General features: G+C 38.3%; 9 protein-coding genes. 3 read left to right on the plus strand and 6 right to left on the minus strand.

The genetic code is table 11. The features are described 5' to 3' along the window. Window positions 1-54 precede the first annotated feature (54 nt). Together QPK98_RS08015 and dnaB are read left to right on the plus strand one after the other, a co-directional pair. Complete coding sequence (locus QPK98_RS08015; protein ID WP_310992654.1) at window positions 55-1,008, plus strand: acetyl-CoA carboxylase carboxyltransferase subunit alpha; 954 nt, start codon at window positions 55-57, stop codon at window positions 1,006-1,008. Window positions 1,009-1,176: 168 nt separating this feature from the next. Beyond that, the gene (gene dnaB / locus QPK98_RS08020; protein ID WP_310992656.1) at window positions 1,177-2,736 is read left to right on the plus strand and encodes a replicative DNA helicase; all 1,560 of its coding nucleotides are present in this window, start codon (window positions 1,177-1,179) and stop codon (window positions 2,734-2,736) included. A 325-nt stretch (window positions 2,737-3,061) separates the two neighbouring features. Here dnaB and QPK98_RS08025 read toward each other — a convergent pair whose 3' ends face one another. After that, window positions 3,062-3,652: a porin family protein gene (locus QPK98_RS08025; RefSeq protein WP_310992657.1), complete on the minus strand. Its 591-nt coding sequence runs from the start codon at window positions 3,650-3,652 to the stop codon at window positions 3,062-3,064. Window positions 3,653-3,931: 279 nt separating this feature from the next. Between QPK98_RS08025 and QPK98_RS08030 the strand changes: the two genes are divergently transcribed. Beyond that, window positions 3,932-5,188, plus strand: coding sequence for an asparagine synthetase B (locus tag QPK98_RS08030; protein ID WP_310992665.1), 1,257 nt, complete (start codon window positions 3,932-3,934; stop codon window positions 5,186-5,188). Between the two features lie 311 nt (window positions 5,189-5,499). Here the strand turns inward: QPK98_RS08030 and QPK98_RS08035 are convergent, their stop codons facing one another. From QPK98_RS08035 to thrS, 5 genes are all read right to left on the minus strand, one after another. Beyond that, a complete protein-coding gene (locus QPK98_RS08035; protein WP_310992659.1) occupies window positions 5,500-6,441 on the minus strand; it encodes an OmpA family protein in 942 nt (313 codons plus the stop codon). Window positions 6,442-6,550: 109 nt separating this feature from the next. Continuing rightward, window positions 6,551-6,895, minus strand: coding sequence for a 50S ribosomal protein L20 (rplT, locus tag QPK98_RS08040; protein WP_310992660.1), 345 nt, complete (start codon window positions 6,893-6,895; stop codon window positions 6,551-6,553). 157 nt (window positions 6,896-7,052) lie between these two features. Then, a complete protein-coding gene (rpmI, locus tag QPK98_RS08045) occupies window positions 7,053-7,250 on the minus strand; it encodes a 50S ribosomal protein L35 (RefSeq protein ID WP_310992661.1) in 198 nt (65 codons plus the stop codon). 186 nt (window positions 7,251-7,436) lie between these two features. Further along, complete coding sequence (gene infC / locus QPK98_RS08050; RefSeq protein WP_310992666.1) at window positions 7,437-7,949, minus strand: translation initiation factor IF-3; 513 nt, start codon at window positions 7,947-7,949, stop codon at window positions 7,437-7,439. Window positions 7,950-8,007: 58 nt separating this feature from the next. Next, entirely contained in the window at window positions 8,008-9,954 is a 1,947-nt protein-coding gene (thrS, locus tag QPK98_RS08055) for a threonine--tRNA ligase (protein ID WP_310992663.1), read from the minus strand. Window positions 9,955-10,581: the final 627 nt, after the last annotated feature.

Below are 10,581 nucleotides of genomic sequence, written 5' to 3' on the forward strand. Positions count from 1 at the left end.
ACAAAATTTTATCTTTGTAGCTCAACCGCTACAAAAAGAAAGAAGGAATAAATTATGGAATATCTTGATTTTGAACTCCCTATAAAAGAATTGCAAGAGCAATTTGATAAAGCTTGCCTGATTGGTGAAGAAAGTGATGTGGACGTAAGCAACACCTGTAAGCAGATAGAAAAAAAACTAAAAGAGACCAAAAAGGAAATATACAAAAACCTAACGCCCTGGCAGCGTGTACAGCTCTCTAGGCATCCCAATAGACCTTATACCATGGATTACATTAATGCAATCTGTGGTGATTCATTTTTGGAGCTTCATGGAGATCGCAACTTTAAAGACGACAAAGCCATGGTTGGTGGCCTCGGAAAGATTGGCGACCAAAGCTATATGTTTCTTGGACAACAAAAAGGATACAACACCAAAACACGCCAGTATAGAAACTTTGGAATGGCAAACCCAGAAGGCTATAGAAAAGCACTTCGATTAATGAAATCTGCAGAAAAGTTTAATCTACCTGTAGTGTGTTTTGTAGATACCCCAGGTGCTTTCCCTGGCTTGGAAGCGGAAGAACGAGGACAAGGAGAAGCAATTGCACGCAACATTTTGGAGATGACGCGCCTAAAAGTGCCTATTATTGTCGTTATCATTGGGGAAGGAGCCAGTGGTGGTGCATTGGGTATTGGAGTAGGAGATAAGGTGCTAATGCTTGAAAATACTTGGTATTCGGTAATATCGCCAGAAAGCTGCTCCTCCATACTTTGGAGAAGTTGGGAGTATAAGGAACAAGCTGCCGCGGCACTAAAACTTACAGCTACAGATATGAAAAAACTGAAGCTTATCGATGAAATTGTTAAAGAACCTCTTGGCGGTGCACACAGCAATAGAGAAGGAACCTTTTCTACCGTTGCCAAAGTAATTCAAAAGTATTACGACACATTAAAAATGTTATCCCCAGATGAATTGGTGAAAACCAGAATGGATAAGTATTTAGAAATGGGCGAGTACAAAGGTTAAATCTAATCATAGCTTATCATAGCGTAAATCCGAAGCGGGAGCCTCGGATTTTTTTACGGGTTATCAACAATATTTTGGAGTTTTCAACAGTTCAATTGTTGAAGGATGGTTAATATCGTAACTTGAAAAACCATGTGCTCCTCCTAACATTTTATTTACATTCGCGTAATGGAAAAAATTAAACCTCAAACTAATTATTCAAAGCGACCGTCGCAAATCATTTCGCTTGAGAAAGGTAAAATACCGCCTCAGGCTATTGATTTAGAGGAGGTTGTGCTCGGCGCTTTAATGATTGACAAAAAAGGTGTCGATGAGGTAATAGATATTTTACATGCTGAGGTTTTTTATAAACAAGCCCATCAACATATATTCGAAGCTATCTACGATCTGTTCGAAAACAGTCAACCGGTAGACTTATTAACCGTTTCTACACAATTAAAGAAACAGGAAAAGCTCGAAGCTTCAGGCGGGGAGTTTTACTTAATCCAACTTACTCAAAAAGTATCGTCTTCAGCGCATATTGAGTTTCATGCGCGTATTATTCTTCAGAAATATATTCAACGAAGCTTGATTAAAATTTCAAACGAGATAATTGAAGAATCCTATGATGAAGGTACAGACGTCTTTGATCTTTTAGATACGGCCGAAGCAAAGTTATACGAAGTTACGCAAGGTAATATTAAACGATCTTCAGAAACTGCTCAGAACCTTGTTATCCAGGCCAAGAAACGCATTGAGGAAATAGCAAACAAAGAAGGTCTTTCTGGAGTGCCGTCTGGTTTTGCCAAAGTAGATGAGTTAACTTCAGGCTGGCAGCCCAGTGACCTTATTATTATTGCTGCACGTCCTGGTATGGGTAAAACGGCACTTACGCTTTCTATGGCACGTAATATGGCGGTGGAGCATAATATTCCTGTTGCGTTTTTCTCTTTGGAAATGTCGTCCGTACAACTTATTACACGGCTTATTTCTTCCGAAACCCTGCTGAGTTCAGAGAAATTGCGAACCGGTAATCTTGAAAAACACGAATGGGAACAGCTTAACGTTAAAGTAAAAGGTCTTGAAAAAGCACCCTTGTTTATAGATGATACTCCTTCGCTTTCAATTTTCGACTTACGCGCCAAGGCTAGAAGATTATCTTCCCAGCACGATATTAAGCTTATAATTGTAGATTATTTGCAGTTAATGACGGCAGGAGGAAGCCAAAAAGGAGGAAACCGTGAACAGGAAATATCGACCATTTCTCGAAACTTAAAAGCACTGGCAAAGGAATTGAATATTCCTGTAATTGCACTATCACAACTCTCAAGGGCAGTTGAAACCCGTGGTGGTAGTAAGCGCCCGTTACTGTCAGATCTACGTGAGTCTGGAGCTATTGAGCAGGATGCAGATATTGTGTCTTTTATTTACCGTCCCGAATATTACAAAATAGACGAATGGGATGACGAAGAGCACACACCAACTGCAGGACAAGCAGAATTTATTGTGGCAAAACACCGTAACGGTGGTTTGGATGAAATACGCCTTAAATTCGTAGGAAACTTAGGTAAATTCGAGAATTTGGAAACTTTTGGCACTCATTCCCCAACCGAAATCCATTCCCGTATGAATGATGCGGCAAACGACGATACCTTTAAAACACAAAACCTACCCTCGGCTAATGAAGCATTCGGGAGTTCGATGAATGATGACCTTTCCGGAGACGATGAAGGCGATGTGCCATTTTAGTAGAAGGTATAAAAATAGATTATTAATCATTAGTGTCCGATTAAAAGAGTGCGAAAATTTGTTGAGTCACAGATAATAGGCAATTAGAATATTTTTTATTTAATGACAGCATGCTATTATACTTAGCATCAAAATTTATCAATTAAAAAGTATGTTTAATCAATTTTATCTAGTTTTCAATCTATTAAAAAGCAAGTCTTACGTCTTATGTCTTTCAGCGCAGCGGTCTTATATCTTAGTCGGACACGACTAATTATTAATAAAAAGGGCCAAGAATTTTCTTGGCCCTCGTTTATTGAAATCGGTATATTAAATTAGATTCGCCTTAAAACATATACCCCAAACCTGCTGAAAATACAGAGGTATTGATACTATTGTCTTTAATTAAGTCTGAGAATCCGTAAGAATATCTTCCTTGTATAAATAGTCCGTTGTCTAATTTATATTCCAAACCAGCTGTTCCTTGCATATCGAAGGTTTTTAGGCCATCTGCGGTAAATTGCGTATCGTTATTATTTGTGATGTAATCTATTTTTTCATTTACCTTAAATCCAAATTGTGGTCCAGCGGCGATACTTAAGCCTTTAACAATATAAAATTTGGCCAATAAAGGAACTTGAATATAATCTGCTTTATATTGTACTGTTGTATTTATAACAGGTAAATCACGTTCAAATCCTTGTCCAGAATAAAATGCCTCCCCTTGTAATGAAAAACGTTCATGTAACGGAAGTTCTGCAACTACACCTGCGTAAAAACTCGTTCTACTATCAGGTGAGTCCAAATCGTTACTAGTGGCAATATTAGCAAGGTTAACACCCCCGCGAACACCAAAGTCAAAACCGGTATTATCAGATTGTGCTGAAGCCGTAGCAATGCCAAAAAAGCTTGCTAAAATTAAAAATGTCTTTTTCATAATTACTGTTTTTATTTTTTATTGTAGCACAAAATTAGAAGAGAAAAGTCAATGAATACAGGGCTTTAGAGAAACTTTAGCTTTTTGAAATTTTCATATTTTTGCTAATCTATTTACACTCAGATAATAGGATTTGAGTTTAACCTATCTTTATTTTTTTTAACCTTTTCTTGCTGAAAATGTCAGAAAAAAATTGACTGCAGCCTAAATTTAACCATTTTTCGATAATACCGCTTTCCAATTACCTGGCTTAAAATTTGTTACTATCTTTACACTATGATGAAAAAAATTCCACTTCTATTACTGCTTTTATTTTCCATAAATTCATTCGCCTCCTATATTCTTATTCCTATGGACGCTGAGAGTCAAAAAGAACATCTAAAAGCTTATGGAATTACATACTGGGTATTGGAAAAAAACCAAAAGGTAAAGTGGTTGCTCAATTATAGAGGTGGTTCATTCCTTCTACCAGATTCACCAGAAACACGAAGAGAATGTCAAATTCGAGGTGTTTCTTTTGAAGTGGTTTCAAATAGTAAAACAGAACAGATTCTTACCACTATTAGCAGCCCATCAAAAAACATGGATGCCGTGGTTCTTGAAAAGGCGCCTAAAATAGCAGTTTATACGCCTAAGGGAAACTTGCCTTGGGACGACGCTGTAACTATGGTATTGACCTATGCCGAGATTCCCTATACCAAAATTTATGACAAAGAGGTTTTAGAAGATCAATTGCTTTTATACGATTGGCTGCATTTGCACCATGAAGATTTTACCGGACAATACGGAAAGTTTTACCGTGCCTATCGTTCTACGCCGTGGTATATTGAAGAGAAAAAAAACGCAGAAGCACTAGCCGCAAGCTTGGGGTATAGTAAAGTATCTGAAGAAAAGTTGGCCGTGGCGCACAAAATTCGCGATTATGTAGTAGGAGGTGGGTTTATGTTCGCTATGTGCAGCGCAACCGATAGTTTTGATATTGCCCTTTCTGCCGAAGGCGTAGATATTTGCGAACCCATGTTTGACGGCGACCCCAGTGAGCCAAATTATCAAAATAAGATAGATTATGGTAAAACTTTTGCCTTTACAGATTTCATTCTGGAGCGAAGTCCAATGGTTTACGAGTTTTCTAGTATTGATATGACTAACAAACGACGAATTAAAAAAGAGACCGACTATTTCACACTAATGGATTATTCGGCAAAGTGGGATCCTATTCCTACAATGTTGTGTCAAAACCACACGGCCTTGGTCAAGGGTTTTATGGGGCAGACAACGGCTTATGCCAGCGATCAGGTTAAGGCCAATGTACTTGTTATGGGCGAAAATAAAACCAACGGCGAAGCCCGCTATATCCACGGTATAAAAGGGAAAGGATTTTTTACGTTCTACGGCGGTCACGACCCCGAAGATTATCAACATAGAGTAGGCGATGCCCCCACAGAGTTGGCGCTCCACCCAAAATCACCTGGATATAGGCTTATTTTAAACAATGTTTTATTTCCTGCGGCGAAGAAGAAAAAGCAGAAGACGTGAAGTTAAAAGATAATGTAAAACTAAGAGTGTTTAAAAACATTAGTGTCCGATTAAAAGAGTGAGAAAATTTGTTGAGTCACAGATAATAGGCAATTAGAATATTTTTTATTTAATGACAGCATGCTATTATACTTAGCATCAAAATTTATCAATTAAAAAGTATGTTTAATCAATTTTATCTAGTTTTCAATCTATTAAAAAGCAAGTCTTACGTCTTATGTCTTTCAGCGCAGCGGTCTTATATCTTAGTCGGACACGACTAGTTTAAAAAAATAGAAAAAAAGTTCACACTCACCACTCACCACTCACCTCTATTTTAGCCCTTCATAATAATCCTTGGGCGGCAAAACAGTAATCTCTACCCGTCGGTTTTGTTGTTTGTTCGCATCGGAGTTATTTGGTACTCGGGGTTTGCTTTCACCGTAGGGCTTAATTTCAAAGTCATAAAGGGCATCTTTACCAAAAATACTGCTAAGCCTATTCTTTACCGAAATACTTCTATTTCTAGAAAGCACCATATTATACGCTGCTTCCCCATCACTATCGGTATGGCCTTCAATCAAAACTGTAGCTTTATCTATTTTTTGAATATTGTGGGCCAACGAATCCAGAATGCGAACGGCGGTTTCCTTTAGATTGTATTTTGCAACATCAAAGAGAACATCGGCGTTAATTGTGAGCTTAATTACGCTGTTTATTGCTCCAATAGCATCAATATCGGCACCGGCAGATTTGCTTCGGCACAATTCCTTCAGATCGATAATTCGAAGAAAGTAAAAAACGGTTTCTTGATCTATATTTTCGTCACTAAGGTCTATGGCAGATTTCCCGCCAGCTATTTTCCCGGCATATAGCCAATCAATTCCGTTTGCGGAAATTTCCACTTTAGCTGCTTCTCGGGAAGGGCCTACCTCAAATATATACAGATCATTTCCTGGTAAGTTCATAAACCCATTATCCGTAAATTCTACGGTCAGTATTCCTCCACAGCCTAAGGAAAGGAAGTTGGGCGTTCGGTAATTTTTATAGTTGGGTTCGTGCAAGCATTGAATGCTATCTCTAAATTTTTGAATGGGAGGCGGAGATCCAACCTCAAATGATACAAGCCTATCTGCAAAGGATATTTTCCCCAACGGAAGATAAATAGATTCATAGCGGTCAATCTTATAGTGTTTCCCGCTTTCTTGCTGTGCGAAAAGCGAGTTTCCGGAAACTATAAGCACCATTAATAAAAAATAACTAAGGCAACGCATTGCATCTGTTTTAAACGAAGATACGGATTCTCATTAAGTTAAGCAGGGGCATAAAAAAACCGCCTCATTTCTGAAGCGGTCTTTTAAGCGAAATAATATAGTTAATGTCTTATTTTACTTTTTTTACTATTGCGGCAAAAGCCTCTGGGTGGTTCATAGCTAAATCTGCTAAAACCTTACGGTTAAGTTCGATTCCACTATTTTTTAAACTTCCCATAAATTGTGAATAAGACATTCCATGCTGTCTTGCCCCCGCGTTAATACGAGTGATCCATAAGGATCTGAAATTTCTCTTTTTTACACGACGGTCACGGTATGAATAAAGCATTGCTTTATCAACAGCGTTTTTTGCAACCGTATAAACGTTTTTACGTCTTCCAAAGTATCCTTTGGCTTGTTTAAGAACCTTTTTTCTGCGGGCTCTCTTCGCAACTGAATTTACTGATCTTGGCATAATTTTAATGTGTTTTGTAGCAGGCGGTTAAAGTTCAAGATTTAAGATTCAAAATTCAATATTCTGAACTCTCCCGATAGCTATCGGGACATAACTCATAACTCTTTTTATGCACTACTCCAGGGTTTAAATAATTGTTTTAACCGGTTAAACAGTCTTACTTCAAACGAAGCATTTGCTTAACATTGCTTTCATCGGCCTCATGAACTAACGCCATTTTGGTCAATGCTTTTTTACGTTTTTTGCTCTTCTTTGTTAAGATGTGGCTTTTAAACGCATGCTTTCTTTTAATTTTACCTGTACCCGTTAGCTTAAAACGCTTTTTGGCACTAGATTTTGTTTTTTGTTTCGGCATGTTTCTACTTTATTATTAATTATTTCGCTTCTTAGCCCTCCGTAGCTTTAGCGAAGGAGGGTTTCTTTTTATATACTCCGCAGCATTTGCGCATAGGAGGCTTGTAAATCCAAATTTTTGGATCTTAGTATTGTATTCATTTTGAAAACCTGTACGGACAAGTCGCCACTTGGCCCTCTGTGATTCCTATTTCTTCTTCGGTGCGATAAACATAATCATTCGTTTACCTTCAAGTTTTGGCATTTGCTCTACTTTCCCGAATTCTTCTAAATCACGAGCAAGGCGAAGCAATAGTATTTCTCCTTGATCTTTATAGATGATTGAACGACCTTTAAAGAATACATAGGCTTTTAATTTGGAGCCATCCTTTAAAAATTTTTCACCGTGGTTTTTCTTAAACTCGTAATCATGGTCATCGGTATGGGGTCCAAACCTAATTTCCTTGATGGTAACTTTCGTGGCTTTCGCTTTTATTGCTTTTTCACGCTTTTTTTGCTCGTAAACAAACTTTTTATAGTCTATTACTTTACAGACTGGCGGTTTTGCATTTGGAGATATCTCTACCAAATCAAGTTCCTGTTCTGCCGCAATTTCGCGCGCCTTCTTTAAGGGATAAATTCCCACTTCTACATTGTCACCTACAACGCGGACTTCCTCAGCACGAATTTTTCCATTTATTCTGTGTTGATCTTCCTTAATTACCCTTGCAGGTCCTCTACTTCTTTTTCTTCGTATTGCTATGGCTAAAAATATTTAGTTAAACATTAAATTCTTTCGATTCTTCTTTTATTGCTTTCTGAATCAATTCTGAAAAGGCTTGCGTGGTCATAGTGCCCAAGTCGCCTTCCCCGTGTTTACGTACAGAAACCGTACCATCTTTTTCTTCCTGCTCACCAATGATGAGCATATAAGGGATTTTATTCATTTCGGCCTCCCTAATTTTCTTGCCAATGGTCTCGCTTCGGTCGTCAACAAGGGCGCGAATTTCGTCATTCTCAAGCAAATTTAAAACTTTTTGACCGTATTTTTCATATTTTTCACTTAAAGATAAGATACTTACCTGTTCTGGCATGAGCCAAAGTGGAAAATTTCCGCCGGTATGCTCTAAGAGAATTGCTACAAAACGCTCCATGCTTCCAAAAGGTGCGCGGTGAATCATTACCGGGCGATGCATTTCGTTATCGCTTCCTTTGTATTCCAGCTCAAAGCGCTCGGGTAGATTATAGTCCACCTGAATTGTGCCTAACTGCCAGCTTCTGCCTAGTGCGTCCTTCACCATAAAGTCTAGTTTTGGACCGTAAAATGCAGCCTCACCATATTCAATCTTATAGTCCAGGTTTTTTGCATCGGCAGCACTTATAATTGCTTTTTCGGCCTTGTCCCAGTTTTCAGTACTTCCAATATATTTGTCAGGGTTTTCTGGATCGCGTAAAGAGACCTGTGTGTGGAAGCTTTCAAAACCTAATGAGCCAAACACATAAAGTACTAAATCGATAACTTTTTTAAACTCTTCATCCAATTGATCTGGCATACAGAAAATGTGGGCGTCGTCTTGTGTAAACCCACGAACCCGGGTTAAACCATGAAGTTCGCCACTTTGTTCATACCTATATACAGTGCCAAATTCTGCAAAACGCTTCGGCAAATCTTTATAAGACCATGGCCTGCTGTTGTAAATTTCGCAATGGTGTGGACAGTTCATTGGTTTTAGAAGAAACTCTTCTCCTTCACTTGGTGTTAATATGGGCTGGAAACTGTCTGCCCCGTACTTTTCATAATGTCCAGAAGTTTCATAAAGCTCTTTTTGCCCTATATGCGGCGATACAACCATTTCGTATCCTGCTTTTTTCTGGGCTTTCTTTAAAAAGGATTCTAATCTTTCGCGCAATGCGGCTCCTTTGGGTAACCACAACGGAAGCCCTTGTCCAACTTTTTGTGAAAAAGTGAATAGCTCTAATTCCTTTCCAAGCTTTCTATGGTCTCTCTTTTTTGCTTCTTCTAAGAGATTAAGGTACTCGGTTAGTTCTTTTTTCTTCGGAAAACTTATTCCGTATATTCGGGTTAACTGCTTGTTTTTCTCATCACCACGCCAATAAGCCCCAGCAATGCTCATAAGCTTAACGGCCTTTACAATTCCTGTGTTTGGAATATGGCCTCCTCTACAAAGATCTGTAAATGTGTCATGGTCGCAGAAGGTTATCGTTCCGTCTTCCAGATTTTCAATTAGCTCAACCTTATATTCGTTGTTTTGCTTCTTATAATAAGCTAAGGCATCAGCTTTAGAAGATTCACGTAGCGAAAACTCGTGTTTTCCACGTGCAATTTCAATCATCTTGTCTTCAACCTGCTTTAGATCCTTGTCTGAAATAGAGTGGTCTCCAAAATCTACATCGTAGTAAAAACCATTATCCACGGCTGGGCCAATAGTAAGTTTTATACCAGGGTATAGTTCTTCCAGTGCTTGTGCCAGAATATGGGCAGAAGAGTGCCAAAAGGCTTTTTTGCCTTCCTCGTCCTTCCAAGTGTATAGTGTGAGATTGCCGTCTTCGGTTAAAGGGGTTGTCGTTTCAACCGTTGTATTGTTAAAGGATGCCGAAATAACGTTTCGGGCAAAGCCTTCGCTTATGCTTTTGGCTACATCCATTGGAGTAGCTCCGGCATCGAATTCTTTTACACTTCCATCTGGTAAGGTAATGGCTATCATATACTGAAAAATTTTAGGCTGCAAAGATAGTATTAGTTTCAGGGTTTTGCAATATACTATAATGAGTAATCCAGAATTATTTTTGTAGCAATTACCTCTTGGTAGCCCTTTTGGGTTTTAAAAATGTGTTCTTCGGAAATGATCACTGGAAGCTAAAATATGATTCTGTATAAACTTTCTGCTGTGGTTATGAATATAGATGTTAGCGTTTTTCTTCGGAAGTAGTTCTGTTATTAAAGGGTTTTATAGTGTTAGGCAATTCAAATGTGCTGTATCGTGACTAAGGTATGAAGAAATAAATAGGAGTAGGGGGATTGTTTGTGGTATGTGAAACCCTAGTATTTATCGATATTCCTTGGCTATTTTGAAGCGAATGATGCGGAGTAGGTTTATTGTTGTTTGCAGATGTATATATATTAAGGTATAAACCCTTGTTTTTTTTCTTTTCTCATAAGCGCTGAGTTTTCAGTCACTTGCGTTGTCTTGAAAAAAATACTTTAAAAAAACGTTTAAAATAGTTTGTGGGTATTGAAAAGCGTTCTATATTTGCACCCGCTTAGGACAACAGCCCAGCGCTGAATTACAAAGCGAAACGCTCTTTAAAAACTTTAGAAAAAATATTAAAAA

Origin of the sequence: Aequorivita marina (assembly GCF_031631895.2) — a bacterium.
In the GTDB taxonomy this organism is placed as follows: domain Bacteria; phylum Bacteroidota; class Bacteroidia; order Flavobacteriales; family Flavobacteriaceae; genus Aequorivita; species Aequorivita marina.